At 36.1% G+C, this 21,527-nt stretch carries 20 protein-coding genes; all 20 read left to right on the forward strand.

The window, feature by feature from the left end; translation table 11 throughout:
* Position 1 precedes the first annotated feature (1 nt).
* On the forward strand, positions 2–1,105 hold the full coding sequence (gene wecB, locus ACFQ3Q_RS05695; RefSeq protein WP_380743809.1) for a non-hydrolyzing UDP-N-acetylglucosamine 2-epimerase: 1,104 nt from the start codon (positions 2–4) through the stop codon (positions 1,103–1,105).
* Positions 1,102–2,352: a UDP-glycosyltransferase gene (locus ACFQ3Q_RS05700; protein WP_380743811.1), complete on the forward strand. Its 1,251-nt coding sequence runs from the start codon at positions 1,102–1,104 to the stop codon at positions 2,350–2,352. Before wecB ends, ACFQ3Q_RS05700 begins: the two co-directional genes overlap by 4 nt.
* 1 nt (position 2,353) lies before the next feature.
* Positions 2,354–3,277, forward strand: coding sequence for a glycosyltransferase family 2 protein (locus ACFQ3Q_RS05705; RefSeq protein ID WP_380743813.1), 924 nt, complete (start codon positions 2,354–2,356; stop codon positions 3,275–3,277).
* Positions 3,278–3,279: 2 nt separating this feature from the next.
* Positions 3,280–4,053, forward strand: a complete 774-nt coding sequence (locus ACFQ3Q_RS05710) for a class I SAM-dependent methyltransferase (RefSeq protein ID WP_380743814.1) — start codon at positions 3,280–3,282, stop codon at positions 4,051–4,053.
* 2 nt (positions 4,054–4,055) lie between these two features.
* On the forward strand, positions 4,056–4,856 hold the full coding sequence (locus tag ACFQ3Q_RS05715) for a hypothetical protein (protein ID WP_380743816.1): 801 nt from the start codon (positions 4,056–4,058) through the stop codon (positions 4,854–4,856).
* Positions 4,857–5,014: 158 nt separating this feature from the next.
* On the forward strand, positions 5,015–5,689 hold the full coding sequence (locus tag ACFQ3Q_RS05720; RefSeq protein ID WP_380743818.1) for a class I SAM-dependent methyltransferase: 675 nt from the start codon (positions 5,015–5,017) through the stop codon (positions 5,687–5,689).
* Between the two features lie 105 nt (positions 5,690–5,794).
* A complete protein-coding gene (locus tag ACFQ3Q_RS05725; protein WP_380743820.1) occupies positions 5,795–6,640 on the forward strand; it encodes a hypothetical protein in 846 nt (281 codons plus the stop codon).
* Positions 6,641–6,645: 5 nt separating this feature from the next.
* Positions 6,646–7,641: an N-acetylneuraminate synthase family protein gene (locus ACFQ3Q_RS05730; RefSeq protein WP_380743821.1), complete on the forward strand. Its 996-nt coding sequence runs from the start codon at positions 6,646–6,648 to the stop codon at positions 7,639–7,641.
* Positions 7,642–7,737: 96 nt separating this feature from the next.
* Entirely contained in the window at positions 7,738–8,895 is a 1,158-nt protein-coding gene (gene neuC, locus ACFQ3Q_RS05735) for a UDP-N-acetylglucosamine 2-epimerase (RefSeq protein ID WP_380743823.1), read from the forward strand.
* Positions 8,895–9,587: an acylneuraminate cytidylyltransferase family protein gene (locus ACFQ3Q_RS05740; RefSeq protein WP_380743825.1), complete on the forward strand. Its 693-nt coding sequence runs from the start codon at positions 8,895–8,897 to the stop codon at positions 9,585–9,587. The genes neuC and ACFQ3Q_RS05740 overlap by 1 nt, the downstream gene beginning before the upstream one ends.
* On the forward strand, positions 9,587–11,290 hold the full coding sequence (gene asnB / locus ACFQ3Q_RS05745) for an asparagine synthase (glutamine-hydrolyzing) (protein WP_380743827.1): 1,704 nt from the start codon (positions 9,587–9,589) through the stop codon (positions 11,288–11,290). The genes ACFQ3Q_RS05740 and asnB overlap by 1 nt, the downstream gene beginning before the upstream one ends.
* Before the next feature lie 101 nt (positions 11,291–11,391).
* On the forward strand, positions 11,392–12,330 hold the full coding sequence (locus ACFQ3Q_RS05750) for a hypothetical protein (RefSeq protein WP_380743828.1): 939 nt from the start codon (positions 11,392–11,394) through the stop codon (positions 12,328–12,330).
* On the forward strand, positions 12,315–13,310 hold the full coding sequence (locus ACFQ3Q_RS05755; RefSeq protein ID WP_380743830.1) for an STELLO glycosyltransferase family protein: 996 nt from the start codon (positions 12,315–12,317) through the stop codon (positions 13,308–13,310). Before ACFQ3Q_RS05750 ends, ACFQ3Q_RS05755 begins: the two co-directional genes overlap by 16 nt.
* A gap of 290 nt (positions 13,311–13,600) precedes the next feature.
* Positions 13,601–14,998 carry a CDP-glycerol glycerophosphotransferase family protein gene (locus ACFQ3Q_RS05760; RefSeq protein ID WP_380743832.1) on the forward strand — a complete coding sequence of 466 codons (1,398 nt, stop codon included), beginning with the start codon at positions 13,601–13,603 and terminating at the stop codon, positions 14,996–14,998.
* A gap of 58 nt (positions 14,999–15,056) precedes the next feature.
* On the forward strand, positions 15,057–16,079 hold the full coding sequence (locus tag ACFQ3Q_RS05765; RefSeq protein WP_380743833.1) for a glycosyltransferase family 4 protein: 1,023 nt from the start codon (positions 15,057–15,059) through the stop codon (positions 16,077–16,079).
* An 8-nt stretch (positions 16,080–16,087) separates the two neighbouring features.
* Positions 16,088–17,227, forward strand: coding sequence for a glycosyltransferase family 4 protein (locus ACFQ3Q_RS05770; RefSeq protein ID WP_380743835.1), 1,140 nt, complete (start codon positions 16,088–16,090; stop codon positions 17,225–17,227).
* Positions 17,228–18,766, forward strand: coding sequence for a glycosyltransferase family 2 protein (locus ACFQ3Q_RS05775; RefSeq protein WP_380743837.1), 1,539 nt, complete (start codon positions 17,228–17,230; stop codon positions 18,764–18,766).
* Between the two features lie 8 nt (positions 18,767–18,774).
* Positions 18,775–19,761, forward strand: a complete 987-nt coding sequence (locus ACFQ3Q_RS05780; protein WP_380743839.1) for a glycosyltransferase family 2 protein — start codon at positions 18,775–18,777, stop codon at positions 19,759–19,761.
* On the forward strand, positions 19,761–20,522 hold the full coding sequence (locus tag ACFQ3Q_RS05785) for an FkbM family methyltransferase (protein WP_380743841.1): 762 nt from the start codon (positions 19,761–19,763) through the stop codon (positions 20,520–20,522). The genes ACFQ3Q_RS05780 and ACFQ3Q_RS05785 overlap by 1 nt, the downstream gene beginning before the upstream one ends.
* A 9-nt stretch (positions 20,523–20,531) precedes the next feature.
* Positions 20,532–21,527 carry a glucosamine inositolphosphorylceramide transferase family protein gene (locus ACFQ3Q_RS05790; protein WP_380743843.1) on the forward strand — a complete coding sequence of 332 codons (996 nt, stop codon included), beginning with the start codon at positions 20,532–20,534 and terminating at the stop codon, positions 21,525–21,527.

Genomic DNA, 21,527 nt, shown 5'->3' on the forward strand with positions numbered 1-21,527 from the left:
ATTGAAGTTTTTAATCTGTTTTGGAACCCGTCCGGAAGCTATAAAAATGGCACCCCTTATTCATGAGATGAAAAGAAGAGGGATGCCCTTCAAAGTTTGTGTTACCGCACAACATAGGGAAATGTTAGATCAGGTTTTAGATTTTTTTGAGATAACTCCTGATTATGACTTTAACGCGATGCAACCAGGACAGCAACTGAATGTGCTCAGTTCATATGTTCTAAAAGAAGTAGATGCCGTAATAGAGAAGGAAAAACCTGATATGATACTGGTACAGGGGGATACTACTTCAGCTTTTATAGGATCCTTTGCCGCGTTTAACAGACAAATTAAGGTAGGCCATATTGAAGCAGGCTTGAGAACCTTTGATAAAAAGCATCCTTTTCCGGAAGAAGGAAACCGGCAGCTTATTAGCCGTATCACTGATTTTCATTTTACCCCAACGCCTCAGTCAAGCGTTAATTTACAGCAGGAAAATATTCAGAAGGAAGATATTTATTTATCCGGGAATACCATAGTGGATGCGTTGGGATATGCGGTTACTAAGTTAAATAACGGGTTTGCCAACACAGAAATTAAAAGATTAGAAGATCTAATACGAGCAGATAAAAAGATAATACTTGTAACCGGGCATAGGCGCGAAAGTTTTGGCCAGGGAATTCGGGAGGTTTGTGAAGCCCTGTTGGAACTTGTAGAAAGGTCTGGGGCTCAGGTTGTTTTTCCGGTGCATTTAAATCCCAAAGTACAGGGGCCGGTGAAAGAAATATTAGCTGGACAATCAGATATTCATTTGGTTCATCCGGTTACCTATCCTGTTTTGATCTGGCTAATGAAGAAATGTGATATTATCATTTCTGATTCCGGGGGGATCCAGGAAGAAGCGCCAAGTCTCAATAAGCCGGTGATAGTCACACGCTCGGTATCAGAGCGAATGGAGGGGGTGGAAGCAGGTTTTTCTTTTCTCACCGGAACAATGAAGGAACGAATAATCGAGAAAGGTCTTGAATTATTAAAAAATAAACCTGATTATTCAGGAGTAAGTAATCCATATGGAGATGGCCGGGCATCAGAAAGAATAATTGATATTTTACTAAAATCATTATGAGGTCACCGGAAGAAATAAAAGTTCTGGTTGTGGCAGAATCTATTAATGTAGAGGATAGCAGTGGCTCTAAAGCCAATGTGGCTCTAATTCAAAATCTTCATAAGATAGGCTATAACGTTTTAGTCTTGCATTACTCCCACAGAGAGATACATCTTCCAGAAGTAAAATGCATGCAGATTAAAGAGAATAGGAGAAGCCTTCTTTTTCTATTGAGTAGAATAGAAAGAAAGCTGAGGCGTAACTTGAAAATAGACCTGCATCAACCACTGGAGAACTTATTTGGTTTCTCCTTTACTCTTCTTAACGATAGTCGCAGTATTGTAGCTGGTATTAAAGAGGTTGATGATTTTGATGCTGATCTGATATTTACTTTAAGTAAAGGTGCCAGCTACCGTCCACATCATGCCTTATTAAATGTACCCGAGCTGCACGATAAATGGTTGGCATATATCCATGATCCATACCCACACCACTATTATCCTGAGCCCTATAAATGGTCTGAACCTGGTTATATAAGGAAAATTGAATTTTTTAAGCAGGTCTTAAGAAGTTGTACGGTAGCGGTCTTTCCCAGCCTTTTGTTAAAAGAATGGATGCAGAATTTTTTCCCTTGGATAGACGAAAAAAGCTGTATTATTCCCCATCAAATATCTGGGGGAACGGCAAAAAAGGTTAGTATGCCTTCTTTTTTCGATAGTGGTAAATTTAATTTGTTGCATGCCGGTAATTTGATGAAGCAAAGACCTCCTTTTCACTTGATAGAGGGGTTTAAACGCTTCCAGGATAAAAACCCTGATGCGAAAAAGAATGCGAGCTTGTTACTGATAGGTAATTCCTCATATCATACTAGCGAATTGAAAAAATGCGAAAAGAAAGTCCCTAACTTAATTATCAGCGATTATTTGCAGCAGGATATAGTTTTGAAACTACAGCAAGAGGCCGCTGTGAATATCATCTTGGAATCAAAGTCAGCTTTGAGTCCATTCTTGCCGGGTAAATTTCCCAATTGCATAGAAGCGAATAAACCTATCTTGCTTTTGGGCCCTTCTAAAAGTGAAGTTAGGAGATTGTTGGGAGATGATTATCAATATTGGAGTGAAATAGATGACATAGAGAAAATTGCTAATCTAATTCAGGAATTATATGAGAGTTGGAAAAGTTCTTCCCGCCAAACTTTGGAAAGGAGTGATCTTTTAAGATATATGTCACCTCATTATATGAAAGAAGAATTGCAGAAGTTGCTATAAGATGAAAGAATTTTCTCTCATTATTACCACTCATAATCGGCTTGGAAACCTAAAGTTTACCTTAGATTCGTTATCTAAGACTTTAACTCAAGGAATAAAGCTTCTTATTTGCGATGACGGATCCTCTGATGGAACTTGGGAATGGCTGAAATTAAATTGTCAAGATGTTGAGCTTTATAGAAACCCGGTGAAGAAAGGACTTATATTTAGCAGAAACCTGTTGATGAATAAGGTTACTACTCCTTATGTGATTTCTCTGGATGACGATGCGAATTTTTTGACTAACGAACCTCTCAAGAAAATCAAGGATTACTTTGAACTTAATCCAAGATGTGGGGTTGTTGCTTTTAGAATATTTTGGGGAGAGCATAGCCCCCAGGTTTTAATTGCAGACGAAAAGCCTGAATTGGTGAAAAGTTTTGTGGGCTGTGGTAATGCGTGGAGAACAGAAGCATGGAGAGAAATACCGGATTATCCTGCGTGGTACGAGTTCTATGGAGAAGAAAATTATGCGTCTTTTCAGCTTCTTAAAAAGGATTGGGAAGTATATTATTTACCATCTGTTTTGGTGCAACACCGAGTAGATAACAAAGCAAGAAAAAAAGATAAAGATTACTATCTAAGAGCAAGAAAAGCTTTGCGCGCAGATTGGTATAACTACATAATATTCTATCCTAAATGTAAAGGGTTTAGATTATTTTTATATTCAGTAAAAACCCAGTTCGTTAAAGCATTTGAATCGGGCGAAGTAAGAATAATAACAAACCTTTTTATTGCTTTGGGCAGTATTATAGAAAATGCAGGTAAGCTGAAAAGTAATCGGAACGGCTTAACATATTGCGAATATCAAAAATGGAAAAAACTGTCTGATACTAAGATTTATTGGAAACCACAATCTGCTCAATCTTCAACTAAAAATTATTAATAATGAATTTAAGAGTTGTTGCAAGAAGATATATCTCAAGACGTTCAAAGACTAAAATTATAAGGTTAATTGAAAAAGCAGAAGCTTACTTTTACAGAAATGACCTTAATAAATTGGCAAAAATTTTTAAAACTGACAAATATGGAATTCATTATTACACACCTCATTATCAATTGCATTTAAATAAGTTCCGAAATAAAAAACTAAATATACTTGAGATTGGAGTTGGTGGGTATGAAGACCCTGAAGCTGGCGGGCATTCTTTAAGAATGTGGAAAGCTTACTTTAGAAAATCAATGATCTATGCGATTGATATTTATGATAAATATCCACTTGAAGAGTCAGGAATAAAGATATTTAAAGGTAGCCAGGTAGACTTTGAGTTTATGAAAAGGGTTTGCAATGAAACAGGAACAATTGATATAATTGTTGATGATGGAAGTCATATAAATTCTCATGTTATTAAAACTTTCAACTTCATGTTTCCGCGTTTAAATGAAAAAGGAATTTATTTTATTGAAGACGTTCAAACTTCTTATTGGCCCGACAAAGGGGGTACGAGTGAAAACCTCAATGATAAAAATTCTATAGTAGGTTATTTTAAGTCCCTTGTGGATGGTTTAAATTATCAGGAGTTTGACAAACCCGGTTATAAACCTGATTATTTTGATTTGAATATTACTTCAATACATTTTTACCATAATTTAATTGTAATAAATAAAGGCTCAAATAATGAACCTTCAAACTTCATGATTAATAACCAAAAGCCTAAGTAGTTTTGGAAGCTTTACTAAATAGAACAGCTATAATCACCACTGTAGCCAATTTTGAGCTATATAATAGAACTTCAAATTTATTCCCGGAGAATATTCGGACCTATGTGATTGATGGTAGAAATGGCATGCATGGATTGGATAGTATTTTTTATATGTTCAAAAAACTGGAAGACAAAGGGATCGATTGGTTAATTATGGCTGACGAGGACGTTGTATTTGAAAACTCTGAGTCGGTTTTTAGTTTAATTGAGTTTATGAAGGCAAATAATTATAGCGTTTGTGGGGTTCGTGACGGAGGTGTGATTAAGCATCGGAATAAAAATCCATATGCTATAAATACTTTTTTTTCAATTCTTAATTTTAAAAAAATATCTGATTTCTTTAATGCAAAGAAAATTTCGGAAAATCAGTATATACAGATAAATGAATTCTCAGACAGCTTAAAGCATTTGCAATTTGAATTTGATAAAGTAAGCCTCTATGAACCTTATTATTGTTTTTATTTTTGGTTAAGGAGGAAGGGGGAACATTTTTTATTCCTCAATTCGAGGACCTTTACAAAAGAAGATGAAAAAATTAGTAATGAGGTTTTTCACCCAGATGGGACTCCATTGTTAATTCATACCTGGTTTGCTCGCTCTTACGGGAAAAATGAAAAGCATACTTTAAGAATTAATAGGATTCTTGATAGTATTGATACTAAATCAAACTTTAAAAACCCAGTTATTTTCAAAGACTCTCTTTTTTATTTTAAAATGAAGCTTTTAAAAAGTGCTAGGAAAATTAAAATTAAATTATCTTAGAATTGTGCTTATTATTTAAAGTAGCTCTATATGCCAAACTATTGATGGATTTTGGAAGCGGCCGGAATTAAAGGGGTATCGGACAAGAAGCAAGAAGTAAAAATGCTCTTGGGCTGTAAAGCTCTTAATTTTCATAATATAATTATATTGCAGACCTGATGAAAAATGGAGCAGATGTAAAATACTATAAAAACTTAAATAGAGGAAAGTGGACGGAAAGGAAAATCGATGAGATTTTTCAGGAGTTACCTAATAAAACAGTTTCTGATATCGGAGCGGGGTTTGGCTGGATGAAGCCAATCATACAAAATAGGGGGTTAGAATGGCAGCCGTTCGATATGGTGAGGAAAATGCCTGAAACCAGGATTTGGGACTTAAATGATCCCGCTCCGGAAGGTATAAAATCTGCCGGTCTTGTGATTTGCCTTGAAGTTATTGAACACTTAGCCAATCCCGAACTTGCTTTAAGAAATATTACTGCTCATATTTCCCTGGGTGGATATTTAATAATTAGTTCGCCTAATCCTTTTTATAAGAAAAGTAAGTTTGATTTCTTTTTTAAAAATCAACTATATGCTTTCCAGCCAAAGCACTTAAGTGAACATCATGTATATATTCCTCTGCCTCATGTGCTGAATTTTTATCTGGAAAAAGAGGGGTTTAAATTAGTGGAATTTTCTATAATGGGTGAATCTAAATTACCGGAAGTGGGATTTAGCGATAGGTTTTTGAAATCGGGATTCAGGTTCCTTACCGAAGAATTGTTAGGTAAAATTGGTAATAAACAGACACTGGGTCCTACCCAAGGCTTTGTATTTAAAAAACTGGAATAGTTTGGCATGTATAACTCATCTTAATTTTAGGGTAAATGTATTCTAGTCTTAGATCTAAATATTTAAATTCTTTCAAAGAAATTGTATCATAGGCTGAAATTTTTATTGTTTAAAGTATTGTCCCATTTACCTATTAGTTTGGGGGATTATTTATATCATTCTCTTCAGGGAATTATTTCTAAAAGAGATATGGGATTTAAATTAAATTCGGGAAGAAATACTTATGCCGAGTTAAGCGAACTTTTAAATAAGGTGCAGGTGAGCCTGAAAGGGAAAAGAGTAATTGAAATTGGATCGGGGTGGTTACCAATCTTACCTTACCTTTTAATTTTCGAAGGGCAGGTGGATAAAGTATTTACCTATGACCTGCAAGAACATTTTAAGGAAGGTAAAATTAAAGTATTAAATAAATTTTTAAGACAGGAATATAAATATGATTTGCTCCCTTCAGAAAAATCTGAGTATGCCCTACCTCAAGAATTAGATTATTATCCCAGAACAAATATTAATGATATAAGATTGCCGGAAGTTCAGCTTATTTTTTCAAGATTTGTGTTGGAGCATGTAAGCCCTGCTGATCTAAAAAGAATGCATTGTAAATTTAAAGCTGAATTTCCGGCAGGAACACATATTATTCATTTTATTTCCCCCAGCGATCACCGTGCGTATGACGATAGCTCATTATCCCTTCAGGACTTTTTAAAATTTAGTGAATCGGAGTGGGAGAAAAATTATACTAGATTTGATTATCATAATCGTCTAAGATTACCCCAATATTTGGAGATATTTGAAAATGCCGGTTTAGAGGTGGTTCATTTAGATTTTTATGTTCCCAATGCCGATAGTGATGCCTATAAAAAATTTAAGAAGATAAATATTCATCCGGATTTTCAAGTTTTTTCTGAGGAAGAATTACTGGCCGGAGCTATTAATATTATTTTAAAAACTTAGCTTGTATGTTCATAATAGCTGAAATAGGTCAGGCCCATGAAGGGAGTCTAGGAATGGCTTTAAGTTATATTGAAGCCCTTGCTCAAACCGGAGTAGATGCCGTAAAATTTCAGGTGCATATCGCCGAGGCGGAGAGCAGTATCTATGAACCTTTCAGGGTTAAGTTCTCAGAGCAGGATAAGACGAGATTCGATTACTGGAAAAGAATGGAGTTTACTCCCGAAGAGTGGAAGATCTTAAAAGAAAGCTGTGATGAAAAAGGAGTAGAGTTTCTGGCATCGCCCTTTAGCAACAAAGCTGTAGACCTTCTTGAAGATCTTGGAGTTAAACGATACAAGATTGGTTCTGGCGAAGTTTCTAATTTTCTGCTTCTGGAAAAAATTGCTCAAACAGGAAAACCGGTCATTTTATCTTCCGGAATGAGTTCATACGCTGAACTGGATGCGATGATTGAATTTCTTAAGGAAAAGAAGGTCTCTTACAGTGTTTTACAATGTACAACTGCTTACCCAACCCATCCTGAAAAGTATGGCCTGAATGTGATTCAGGAGCTAAAAGAGCGATACCAGGTCAAGGTAGGATACTCTGACCATTCTGCTAAGATAGAGACCTGTATAGCCGCAGCAGCACTCGGTGCTGAAATCCTTGAATTTCATGCCGTCTTTAGCAGAAAAAGTTTTGGGCCTGATGCATCTTCTTCCCTGGAAATTGGTGAAGTTGAAAAATTGGTTAATTCCGTTAATAATATTTCAAATGCATTAAAACACCCTGTAGATAAATCTGATAATAGCGCCTTCGGGGAATTGAAATCAATATTTGAAAAATCTCTTGCCGTAAATAAAGATCTGAAGAAAGGATATATCATTAAGTTTGAAGACCTGGAGGCTAAAAAGCCTAAAAGAAAGGGGATAGATGCCGCAAACTTCAGGGAGGTAATTGGGCAGGAACTCAAAACTGACCTCAAGAAATGGGGTTTTTTAACCAATGAGCATTTCCATTGAGGCTGTGGTTCATTAAGGGAATGCGTATTTAAAAAGGGAATAGACCTGAAATCCCATCATTTTTTATAATTTTAAAATTACCATAAGTCCACTATAATGCCGAAACGTAAAATCTGTGTAGTAGTAACCGCCCGACCTTCTTATAGTCGCATAAAATCGGCCCTTACGGCAATTAAAGAACATCCTTCTTTGGAACTTCAGCTGGTAATAGCCGGTTCCGCCTTGTTGGACCGGTATGGGAATGCTGCCGACTTTATTGAAAGGGATGGTTTTAAGGCGGCTGCAAAGGTGTTTATGGTATTGGAGGGTGAGAACCCAACAACGATGGCAAAAACCACGGGAATTGGCGTTATGGAGCTAACTAATGTATTCTATAACCTCAAACCGGATGCTGTGGTTACCATTGCCGACAGGTTTGAGACCATCGCCACTTCCATTGCCGCGGCTTATCAAAACATTCCACTTGTTCATATTCAGGGGGGAGAGGTGACTGGAAGTATAGATGAGAAGGTAAGACATGCTAACACGAAACTGGCCGATCTTCATCTCGTTTCAAGCGAAGAAGCCAGGGACAGGGTGATCAAATTGGGTGAAGACCCTGAAAAGGTTATTAATACCGGCTGTCCATCCATAGATCTGGTCAAAGAGATCTGTACTGAAGAGCATCTCAATTTTGATCCAATTGAAAAGTATGGCGGGGTTGGGGAAAATCTTGACTGGAAAAATGGTTATGCCGTGGTTATGCAGCATCCTGTAACTACCGAATATAGGCAAGCCAGAGAGCATATACTTGAAACTCTTGAGGCAGTGAATAAACTGGATTATCCTGTCTTCTGGTTTTGGCCAAATGTAGATGCCGGTTCAGATGGAACCTCAAACGGGATCAGAACTTTCAGGGAAATGGTGAAGCCAAAAAACATTCATTTTTTCAAGAATATGGATCCCCTGGATTTTTTGAGATTGCTGAAGCATTCGAAGGTTCTCGTTGGGAATTCCAGTGCCGGGATAAGGGAATGTTCTTACCTGGGAGTACCTGTTGTTAATATTGGGATAAGACAGAACCGAAGACTGAGAGGTAATAATGTAAAGGATGTGCCCCATCAAAGAGATAAAATATTTGAAGCGGTTAAGGATTCTTTTCATTCAGATAAACATCCTGGTTCCCAAATATATGGAGATGGCGATGCCGGAAATAAAATTGCCGAGATCTTAGCGACATCAGAACTCAGCTTTAGCAAAACAATAAGTTATTAATGAGGATTCTTGGAATAATACCGGCAAGAGGTGGAAGCAAGGGAATCCCTGGAAAGAATATCAAAAAGCTTGGAGGGAAACCACTTTTAGGCTACACTGTAGATTCAGTTGCAGACTCTAAACTGCTTACAAAATCTATTTTGAGTTCCGATTCTGAAGAAATTATTAGAACAGGGAAACAGCTAGGGGTGGAAGCTCCTTTTATAAGACCCGCTGATTTTTCCAGAGATGATACTCCGTCTATTGAGGTTGTAAAGCACACCCTGGCATTTTTTGCAGCATCCAATGAATATTTTGATGCGGTCTGTCTGCTCCAGCCTACAACCCCTTTCCGAAGCAAAGGTTTAATAGATGATGCTATCAGGAAATTTGAATCGGGAAGTTATGATTCCCTGGTAAGCGTTCGGGAAGTCCCCCACGAATTCAATCCACACTGGACATTCGAAGAAACCAACGGCAGATTGCAGATCGCCACTGGGGAGAAGAAAATTATTTCCCGCAGGCAGGAACTGCCTAAAACTTTCCATCGGGACGGGGCAGTTTATCTTACTAAAACAGAAGTGATACTTAAGCAAAACTCTCTGTATGGAGATACTATCGGGTATGTTGAAAATTCCGGTTCAGATTATGTGAATCTTGATACTGAAGCCGATTGGGAGAAAGCTGAGAAAATTTTAAAAGCTAAATCTTAATGTGCGGAATCGCGGGGATTATATCGCCTTATGACAGAAATGTTGCATTGAATAAAATGCTTGAGCTACAGAAACACCGTGGTCCCGATAATACAGGTAATTATGCTGATAAAGGTTACGCTTGTCTTGGACATAACAGGCTTTCCATTGTAGATCTTAGCACCGCTGCCAATCAGCCATTTTTGGATAATTCCGGTAGGTATCATCTTGTTTTTAATGGGGAGATATATAATTACAAGGAGTTAAAAGCTGAAATAGGATCAAAATATACCTTTAGAACAAATTCAGATACAGAGGTCTTACTGGCGTCCTTTATCGTTTATGGAAAAAAATGTCTTGAAAAACTAAACGGGATGTTTTCTTTTGCTATATGGGATGCTGAAGAAAAGTCATTGTTTGCGGCCCGTGACAGATTCGGGGTTAAACCATTTTATTATTCAGAAACTCCTGAAGAATTTTACTTTGCCAGTGAGATCAAAAGTATAACCGCAGTTCTTGGAAATAATGAGCCTTCATTAAAGGTTTGGGCCAATTATTTTGCATACGGTTCCTATGGACTCCCTGATGAAACATTTTATAAGGATATTTTTCAGTTACCTGCAGGTCATTTTCTGACTTTTATGGACGGAAACATGAAAATCGAACGATGGTATGATTTTGTTGAAAATGTTAATAAAATTCAGGTGTCTGATGATTTTGAAAAGACCAAATCTGAATATCTTAAGCTTCTAAAGGATAGCATCTCCTTAAGATTCAGGGCAGATGTTGAGGTAGGCTTCAATATTAGCGGCGGAGTTGACAGTTCTCTTCTACTTGCTCTGGTAAATCAATATGAGAAAAAAGAAAAGATCAGGGCCTATACTTTTTATACCGGGGATGAACGCTATGATGAGCTGCCCTGGGTTCAGAAAATGATCAATGAAACTCAAAACCCTTTGTCAAAAGTACGGCTGGAAGTCGAGGAGATTGAAGAGCTTTCTGAAAAGATCAGTTCTTTTCAGGATGAGCCTTTTGGAGGCTTTCCCACAATAGCTTATTCAAAGATATTTCAGCAGGCCAGGAAGGATAATATTCTGGTGCTTTTAGACGGGCAGGGAATGGATGAGCAATGGGCCGGATATGATTATTATGCGGGGAATCCTACAGCTACCATTCAGGGACAGAAAGGTTATACCTCTACGTTTAAGAAGCATTGCCTTAGTGATGACTTAATGCAATATGCAGAAAAGTCTGAGTATCCTGAACCTTTTGATAATCAACTTCAGAATCTTCAGTACAGAGACCTGTTTTATACCAAGATTCCAAGAGCATTAAGGTTTAACGATCGTATTTCTATGGCCCACAGTACCGAACTCAGGGAACCCTTTCTAGATTATCGTTTGGTAGAATTCGCTTTTGCTCAACCGGAACATTTTAAGATTAAAGGTAATGTTCATAAGTATCTTTTACGGGAACTGGTTAAAGAACTGGTGCCTTCAGATATTTCCTATGCTCCAAAACGGCCACTTCAAACCCCACAACGGGAATGGCTTGGTGATGATCTTAGCTCCTGGGTAGAGGAACAACTGAACAGGCTTACTGAAGGTCGTTACGCCGGTTGGTTTGACTTGGATGAAGTCTATAGGGAGTGGGAAAAGTATAAGGAAGGGGAAAGGCAAAGTAGTTTTCATATTTGGCAGTGGATAAGCCTGAGTACTTTATAATGAAAAGAGCTATTAAGTTCAAAAAAAGAGAAAATAAAATTTTTGAGGTCAGTTTTTGAATTTAGTTAAATAAATTTTGTTGCAAGAAATAAAAAGCCCAAATGAATAAAGTAGCATTAATCATCATCTATAATCATCAATACAATAAAAACATTGATGTTTTGGAGAAAATTTACAAAGATAGGTTTAGTAATATCTTTCACTTGGTCCCATTTTATAATGGAGATAAACAAAATGTAATTCCAGTTTATGAATGTTCTCATTATTTTCAAGGTTATATTTCCCAAGGTTTTAAAAGCTTTTTTAAAGAGGAATTCTCGCATTATTTTTTTGTGGCTGATGATTTAATATTAAATCCCATTATAAATGAAAATAATTACTCTTCACATCTTAATTTAGATTCTAATTCCTGTTTTATTCCTGGGTTTATCACTTTGCATGAGCAGGAAAAATGGTGGTCTAAGGTAAAAGATGCGTATAATTGGCGGATTCAAATAAATGGCGTTGAAGCAGAACATCAGTTGCCTGATTATGATGAAGCGCTTCAGAAATTTGAATTGTTTAACTTGGAGATTAAACCACTCCGTTATGATCAAATCTGGGAAACTTCGAGGCCAATAAAAAGTTGGGTTAAACCTTTGTCTTATGGAAATGTAAAGAAAAACAGTGCTTTGCTTTATAAAAGTCTTAAAGATAAATTATCTAGAACAACCTATTCCCTTCCTTACCCCTTAGTGGGTAGTTATTCAGATATTTTAGTTGTAAATTCTGGAGCAATAAAATCTTTCTGTCACTATTGTGGAGTATTTGCTGCTACTCAACTATTTGTGGAAATTGCATTACCTACTTCTTTGGTTTTATCTGCAAATCAGATTTGTACAGAAAATGATTTGAAACTTCGAGGAAGGGCGCTTTGGACAAAGAAGGATTATCAAGAACTAGAGAAATATGAATATTCATTACCTAAACTGTTGACTGATTTTCCTGATAATTACCTTTATTTGCATCCTATCAAATTATCTAAATGGCAGAAAAATTAAATAAAAAGTTCATTGTAATAACATCAATTTTTGAGCCTACTGAAGCTGTAATTGCATTTTCAAAAATGAAAGATTATGAACTTGTTGTTGTGGGAGATAAGAAAACTCCGGTAAACTGGCACTATAATAATGTGGATTTCATTTCAGTGGAAAAACAAAAAGACGATAAATCAGAATTGTCAAGAGTTTTGCCATACAATCATTATTGCAGGAAAATGTTGGGATATTTAGTAGCTATGAGAAGTGGTGCAGATTATATTGTGGATACGGACGATGATAATATTCCCAAAGATAATTGGAGTTATCCTGAGTTTTCACAAGAATTTGAATGTCTTCCAGGAAACAAAGGCTTTATTAATATTTACCAGCTTTTCACAAAAAAAAAGGTCTGGCCGCGTGGTCTGCCGCTAAAGTTTATAAATACCCAATTCGATCTGGGTAAAGATTTATATACTAAGAGTTGTAATATAGGAATATGGCAAGGTTTGGCAGACGAGGATCCAGATGTAGATGCAATTTATCGTTTAACGAATGATTCAAAATGCTATTTTAATCAACGTACACCAGTTGTTTTAGGTAGGGGAACAATCAGTCCTTTTAATACCCAAAATACTATTATTCGTAAAGAACTGTTTCCATTGTTATATTTGCCGACCTATGTAACTTTTAGATTTACAGATATTTTACGGGGGTTGGTTGCACAGCCTATTATGTGGTTGTACGGCTATGAACTTGGTTTTACTAATGCCACCGTTATTCAAAAAAGAAATGAGCATGATTATATGACTGATTTCATTTCAGAGATTCCAATGTATGAAAATTGTGAAAAAATAATTGAGTTGGTTTCTAGGTCTGTATCTATTTCAAATAGTATTGAAGCTAACTTGTATCAAGCTTATAGAGCGCTCCTGAAAGAGAGGGTAGTTTGCGAAAAAGAAATAATTACATTAAAAGCTTGGTTAAAAGATATACAGATGTGATTAGTTTATTGAATGGGATAATTTGAATTATCTAGTTATAAAACTCAATTAAAGTCTTGTTTCAATTAGTTTTGTTCGGTTTCTGTAAAATTGGTTAAAACAATTCTCTGTCTGTACCCAAGGAGCAAATATTCACTTTTTTATAATTATTTTGAAAATAATTTATATTAACTCTATAATATTAATGTGAGTAAAACTAGTAAGGTATTTTAATTTTCCAATAAGCGGTGGGTTAGAAAAACAGATAGAAGGAATAAAAAAGGTTGTTGAGAAATTAGGTGTTGAAATTAATGAAGAAACTTGGACTTGTTATTACAGACGGAGTAGGGTTTAGAAATTTTATCCTTAGCAATTTTGTTAGGGCTTCGAATTCTAAGTTCAGTAAAATAATAATATTTTCTGCCTTGCCCAAGGAAGTATTTGACAAGCTTGATTTGCCGAATTTTGAAATTATTGAATTGCCGAATTATCAAGAGAAGGGGGCTACCTGGTTTTTCAGGAAGCTGAAAGAAGTGGCTCATCTCAGGAAAAATGAAGCGAATAATTTTGGCTTTTATGATAATCTTAAAGCTAACTATACTAATGCAAATTCAAGAAGGGGTAAACTCACAAGATTGGCTTACCGGATCACCCGTCGATTTAATTCTGAAAAAGCAATTGAAAGATTCTATAAGCTTCAGCAATCTAGTTTATCAAAGAATTCAGTGACTGATTTTTATCGAAAATTGCTCAAAAAGCACAGTCCTGACCTTTTATTCTTCACTCACCAGAGGCCACCCTATATAGCCCCATTGATCTACGCAGCAGAAATAGAAGGAATTGAAACCTGTAGCTTTATATTCAGTTGGGATAACCTTGCGTCAAAAGGCAGGATGGCTGGAAACTTTGACCATTATCTGGTATGGAGCGACCTGATGAGGTCTGAATTGCTACAGTTCTATAGTGGAATTTGTGAAGAGCAGATAAAAATTGTCGGAACTCCTCAATTCGAACCTTATGTGATGAAGGAATACGAGAGTGAGATTGAAGAATTCTATGATTGTTTTGGCCTTGATCGGAATCTGAAAACAATATGTTTTAGCTGTGGAGATTTCTCTACAAGTGTCAACGATCCATTGTACATCGAGACCATTGCTGAAGCGATAATAAATAAAGGAATTCAGGAAGATGTCAACTTTCTTGTCAGAACCTCTCCTGCCGAAGAACCGGAACGCTTTAAATATCTCAGGGAAAAATTTCCATTTATAAAATGGAATTATCCTGCCTGGACGCAGAGCCGAAATAAACATTCTGAAATGTGGTCTCAAAGGGTGCCTTCAGCAGAAGACCTTAAGGACCTCAGGATGATATTGGAATTTTCGGACCTCGGTATCAATATGTGTTCTACAATGAGTCTTGATTTTATGATTTTCGATAAGCCTGTTATCAATCCTGTCTTTGGGAACGCTGATAACGGGCTTTACAACGACCAGCGGTTCCTGAACTATGCGCATTATAAAAATGTGGTGGATAGCGGTTCCGTTAGGATTGCCAGGGATAAAAATGAATTAATAGCAGAGATAAATTCTTATCTTGAGAATCCAAAAGCAGATTCAAAGAAAAGAAAGGAACTTTTAGCCCTTCAAATAAGTAAAGACCTGAAAGGGACCAGTTCCAGAATCTCCGAAGTATTAGCCCATCTTGAATAGTAACAAAAAAATTGCTGTGGTCTGTAATTATAAATTAAATCCCCGAAGAATAGGTGGGATGGACAGATTTTTTGTGGCTTATGACCAGGCCTGTAGAAAGCGGGGATATAGTATCGATTGGTTCTTCGCAGGCGGAGAGAAATTTGAACTTTACGAAGAGCTTACTGTGCATTTTAGTAAAAATATAGCAGTGGAAAATTACTTCAGGGAGTTTTCGTTAAAGAATAATTTACAATATGATGTGCTGTTCACTCATTTTGTGGAATTATGTACCTCATTTTTCAAAAAAATAAAAAAGGATCAAAAGCCTTATATAATTGCCGTAGATCATAACCCCAGGCCTGTAAATGGTTTTCCGTTCAGGAAAAGAGTGAAAAATAAGCTTAAAGGTGCAGTTTGCGCTAGTTATATAGACCGGTTTGTTGGAGTTTCCAGTTACACTAAAGCTCAGATCCTGAAGGATTACGGGAATAGGCTTGCAAACATAACCCGGGTTATTTATAATGGGATAGAGGTGGAGCGGTATGAAAAAAGAACTGATCCTAATTTTGGTAAATTCATAGTAGCTTCTCATTTGAGGCCTTCTAAAGGAATCCAGGACCTCATATGTGCGGTAGATTTTCTTCCTGGAAATTTAAAGAATATGCTTCAGATCGATATTTATGGCGAGGGGCCAATGGAAACAGAATTGAAGCAGGAAGTACGGAATAGGGGACTTGAGAAAATCATAAGCTTCAAAGGAAGTTCTCCAGATTTACCGGACTTGTTCAGTAGGTATTCCTATTTATTGCAGCCCACTTATATGGAATGTTTCAGTCTCTCTATTCTGGAAAGTCTGGCGGCCAATGTGCCTGTTGTCACAACGCCTGTAGGTGGAAACCTTGAGATCATCAGGAATAACGAAAATGGTTTTATCTTTGAAACCGGCAATGTGGCGCAACTTACCGAACTTATTAAAGGGATACTGCTAAATGAGATTTATATAACCGAACCAGTAGATAAACTTGTTGAAAAGGAGTTTAATTTGGAGCGTATGGTCAATAATCATATTGAACTTTTAACAGAGATCGATAATAAATAATTTTTTTAATGCATATAGCTTATCTGACTCCTGAATATCCTCACGCTGAATGTACTTCTTCAGGCGGGTTAGGGACTAGCATTCTTAATATGGCCACGGCATTGGTGGAAAAGGGACAGAAGGTAAGTGTAGTTGTTTATGGGCAAAAGGAAGATAAGATCTTTCAGGAGAGAGGGATAGATTTCTATCTCATCAGGCAACAAACTTATAAGATTGGCGGCTGGTATTTCTATAGGAAATATTTGCAAAGAGTTTTAAATGATTTAGTCCGGAATAAAGGAGTCGATATTATTGAAGCCGCAGAATGGACCGGAATTACTGCATTTATGCGGCTAGAGGCCCCTTTAGTGCTTCGACTTCACGGAAGCGATGCTTATTTCTGTGAATTGGAAGGAAGGAAACAGAAATGGAAGAATTTTTTGCTGGAAAAAGTAGCGCTGAAAAGAGCAGATGCATTAGTTTCAGTGAGTTCTTATACGGCAAAATTAACCCAGGATATTTTTCACCTTAGGAAAGAAATCGACATTGTACATAATGGAATCTCAGTAGAGAATTTTCAACCGGGTATCGAAAAGCAAAATACTAATGAAATATTATATTTCGGAACAATAATTCGAAAAAAAGGGGTGCTGGAACTTGCAAAAGCTTTTAATCGGGTGGTGACTGAGAACCCAAAATCACAATTAACCGTTATAGGAAAAGATACTACGGATATTTTTGAAAATATTTCGACCTTAGAATTGTTTAAAGGCTTACTTAGTCCTGAAGCTATGCAGCAATTTCGTTATTTAAAGCAAGTGGAGTATTCAGAAATTAAAAACCATATCCAACAGGCAGATATTGTAGTATTGCCTAGTTTTGCTGAAGCTCTGCCTATGACCTGGCTTGAAGCCATGTCTATGGAAAAAGCATTAGTGACTTCTAATATAGGTTGGGCAAAGGAAATAATGGAAAACGGGGTAACAGGCTTTACTGTAAATCCTAATGACCATATTCAATTTTCAGAGAAAGTAATTTGCCTTCTTAATAATCCTGAGAAGCGAGAGCTAATGGGAAAGGCTGCAAGGAAAAAGGTAGAGCAGAATTTTGCAATGCAAATTGTAGCGGAAAAGAATATCAGGTTTTATAAAAGTCAGCTAAGAGATTAAATGAATAATTTAAAGGAATATCGCACCCCAAACGGGGATATCTTATTGTATAGTGGAGATCCTGAAATTAAATTACTGGATGAATTAGCAGGGGGTCCTGGTGATCTCTGGCATAGTTCACTACAGCAGGGCTATGAAGGCGTGTTCCCGGAATTGGTATATCAGACTGCCGTATTTTGGTGGTACTTGAATGACTTACCTAATTTGAAAACTTCAGTTAATTGGAGAATTAATCCACATTGCTTTGTGGTGAGGGAGAAGGTTTGGGAGCATTTTGGAGGTTTTAGTTCAGATTATAATTCTGATATAACCAGGGCTTTGGATTTAGGATATAGAATGTTGAGATTTGGAGGAGCCGTTCCGCTTTTTGTTGATGGACTTTTCCCACCTCAGAATAATAAGCCTGTAATACCTGCTGAGGATCGTTATATATTTTATCTGAAGAATTTTAAGGAAAGACATAGCTGGTATATGTGTTTCAGAGAAACACTTTCAGGATCATTTGATGAATATGCTCTCTTGAAATGGGCAAAAAAGCGGCCATATAAGGGAAATATAATAAAACCAATGCCGGCAAGAGAATTAGAGCCTTTGGATGGAAAACCTATGGTAGATGTGATCATCCCGACCATGTCCCGCCAAGAATATACCCTGCAATTATTAGAGGATTATAAGAGTCAGTCTTACTTGCCAAGAAGAGTGATTGTGGTTGATGCCACTCCAGTAGATAAAAGAAAAGAATCTCTATATGAGCAAATTGAATTTCCTTTTGAACTAATAGTGAAATGGCAGGAGTCTTCAGGCAGTTGTAAAGCAAGAAATGAGGCCATTGATTTGTGTCAAGGGGATTATATTATTTTTGCTGATGATGATACGCGAATTCTTCCTGATTTTGTGGAAAATCACATAAGATTTCTTCAAACTTATAGAGTTGAAGCCTGTACAGGTTTGGATATACAGGCATCCAATTACAAACAAGATCTTAATGATCTTAGTAAAATTTTGGACAGAAAAGGTAAGAATCGTTATAGCGCCGGTGCTGCTCAAACATTTAACAATGCAAATTCTTGTGTAAAAAGGAGTAAAGTAAATGAAATAATAGGCAATGATATTAATTTTGATGGAGGATATGGGGAGGATGCCGACTTTGGATTTAGACTTATTCAACACGGAGTAATCTTAATGTTTAATCCTTATTCAGTAAACCTTCATTTGAAACCTCCTTCAGGAGGGTATAGATATTGGGGAGTGCAGGCAGCTCTTACCGGAAGAAAACGGAAAACTCAACCTTGGGAACTCGAAAAACCAGTAGGTAAAATTAGACCAGTGCCGAGCCCAACAATAGTGTATGGAATTCTTAAACATTTTAATAAATCTCAGGTTAAGGAGTATAAATACCGCTATATGTTCCTCTACCTTACGAGAAATTCAAAGTTGTTTCCACTTCGACTTTTTAAATTACCTTATAGGATTTATCAATTTAAGAAATCCATGTTTTATGCGGAAAATCTTAGAAAGTTAGGAGAGCGTTTTAATTAGTAAAAGCGATGAAGTTCAGTTTAATCATATGTACTTTTAAAAGACCGAGAGCTTTGATGAAGCTATTGAACTCGGTTAAAGAACAGATTTTATATCCTGATGAAATTCTGATTATTGATGGTTCACCTGATGATGAAACAGAAACTATTCTGAAAGCTGAAAACTTTTCCAATTTAAAATATTATAGAGTTGATGCTAAAAACAGAGGATTAACAAAACAAAGAAATTATGGTATTTCTAAAATAGGGAATTACATCGATATAATTTGTTTTCTTGACGATGATATAATATTAACCCCTTCTTACTTTAAGAATTTAATTGCAACATATCATAAAAACCCAAAGGCTATTGGAGTGGGGGGCTATATTATTGAAGATACAGAATGGCATTTAAAGAGTAAGGAAACTAAATCAAATCAGTTTGAATTTGATGGATTTGTTCGTGATTTAGGAAGCAGACACTTTCTAAGGAAAAAAATGAGGTTGCATCCCAACGTTCCCCCAGGTTATATGCCAGACTTTTCGAATGGCTATTCCATTAGTTTTCTACCTCCTTCGGGGAATACATATACAGTAGAGAGTTTTATGGGAGGAGTGGCTTCGTATCGTAAAGAGCTTTTTAAAAAAATCAATTTCTCAACTTATTTTAAAGGTTACGGTCTTTACGAGGATATGGATTTTTGCTTACGAGCTTCCAAATTAGGACAACTTTACGTTAATACAGCCGCAAAGCTTTATCACGAGCACGACAATTCAGGAAGGCCAAATAGATATAAGTACGGTAAAATGGTAATTAAGAATGGCTGGTATGTATGGAGAGTAAAATATTCAGACCCAAGTTTTAATTCGACGTTGAAATGGCACGCAACTGCTTTTTTGTTAACTTTAATTCGATTTAGTAATGTTTTGACAACTTCACGAAAAAAAGAGGCATTAACGGAGAGTCTTGGACGAGTTGCGGGCTGGTGGGGTTTATTAATCAAAAAATCACGATAATGAAAGCAGTGTTAAGAATCCTACCTAAATTTATTAAAGAACGATTCAAAACATATTACTATAATTCAAAACAACCTGATTATAAATTTAGCCTTAAAAATAACTTTTATAAAACTAAGACACAATCTTGGTCTCTTTACACCTGTACTCCGTTATATTTAATTACTAAGGAAATTGAACGTTATGAGAAATTTTACCGGATAAGGAGTAATGATACTGTTATTGATGCCGGAGCCCATCACGGGATACTTAGTCTGGTATATGCGAAAAAGGCTTACTCAGGGTATGTGTTTTCTTTTGAGCCCGATAATAAAAATTTGTATGAACTGAGGAAAAACTTAAAACTTAATAATTTTAATACAAATATTCAGGTTATCGAAAAGGGTTTATGGTCTAGAAGTGGAGAAGTTAAATTCTATGAAGCGGGAAGTGTAGCTTCATCTTCTTTTTACAAACCTGAAAATTCATTGGAAAAAAATATAGAGGTTATAACACTCGATGATTTCATTGAGGAAAATGATATTAAAGTAGATTTTATTAAAATGGATGTTGAAGGAGCAGAATTAAATATTTTGAAGGGAGCTAGACAAACTTTATGCAATTTGAAACCTAATTTGAGTATCGCTACTTATCATCTTGTAGAAGGAGAATTAACTTATAAATCAGTTGAAAAATTTTTTAAAGAAATCAATTATCCTCATAAAACTGTGTTCTTTGAAGATGGGGAAATTATAACTTATGCAGGCCCACAATTAAAGTAATTAAATAAAATGAGGAAGATTTTAAAATGGTTGACAGCTTTATTGTTTTTTGGTTTGATTGTGCTTTTTATTTTTAATTATAGATATCCATTCATAACTCCGGCGGTAGGTAATTGGTCAGTGGGTTATGGAAAAACGAACAAAATACTTCCATCATTTTCAATAAATCCAAATAGTATAATTACTTATAAGGAAGTGGATAGTCTACTCGTTGAAGAAATACATTATATAGCTGACCCTTTTTTTGTAGCTGATAGCACGGGGTATTATTTGTTTACCGAATTAAAGGGAAATGGTAGTGCTGATATAGCATTATTTACATCTCATGATGGTTCAGAATATAACTACCAGGGAGTTGTTCTGGATGAGAGCTTTCATCTTTCATATCCTCAGGTATTTAATTATAAAAATGAGTATTATATGGTTCCCGAAACCAAAGGAGCGGGAAATGTTTTATTGTATAAGGCCAAAGAATTTCCTTTTGAATGGGAAATAGAAGATACCTTATTGCATAATATTGCAATCAAGGATCCTTCTATATTACTTAGTAAAGATTTAAACCTTATAGTTGGGGTAAATGACAATTTAGAGCAATTTTTCTTTACAGCCGATTCTCTGAAGGGTAGTTGGAAGGAACATCCAAATTATAGTCCTAGATGGGGTAACGAAAGCAGGCCGGGCGGTCGTTTTTTTAAAGTGAACGACTCTTGGTATCTACCACTTCAAAATAGGAGGTTAGGCTATGGTACCGGAATTTCGCTATATGCATTGAAAAATAATCAAGGCAATCTGGAACTGATACCGAAAAGACATATGTATCTTAGTCCGCAAACAGGGATAAACTGGTTTAACAGAGGTATGCATCATTTGGATATTCAGCCTGATAAGGACAGTTACTATGTCGTTTACGATGGAGACAGGAATTTTAAAGGGAAAAGGTCATTTCAGTATAAAAGGACCTTGAAATTTAACTTTATTGATCTTTATAATTATTTTAGGAATTAA

Origin of the sequence: Salegentibacter chungangensis (assembly GCF_042678405.1) — a bacterium.
Lineage (GTDB): Bacteria > Bacteroidota > Bacteroidia > Flavobacteriales > Flavobacteriaceae > Salegentibacter_A > Salegentibacter_A chungangensis.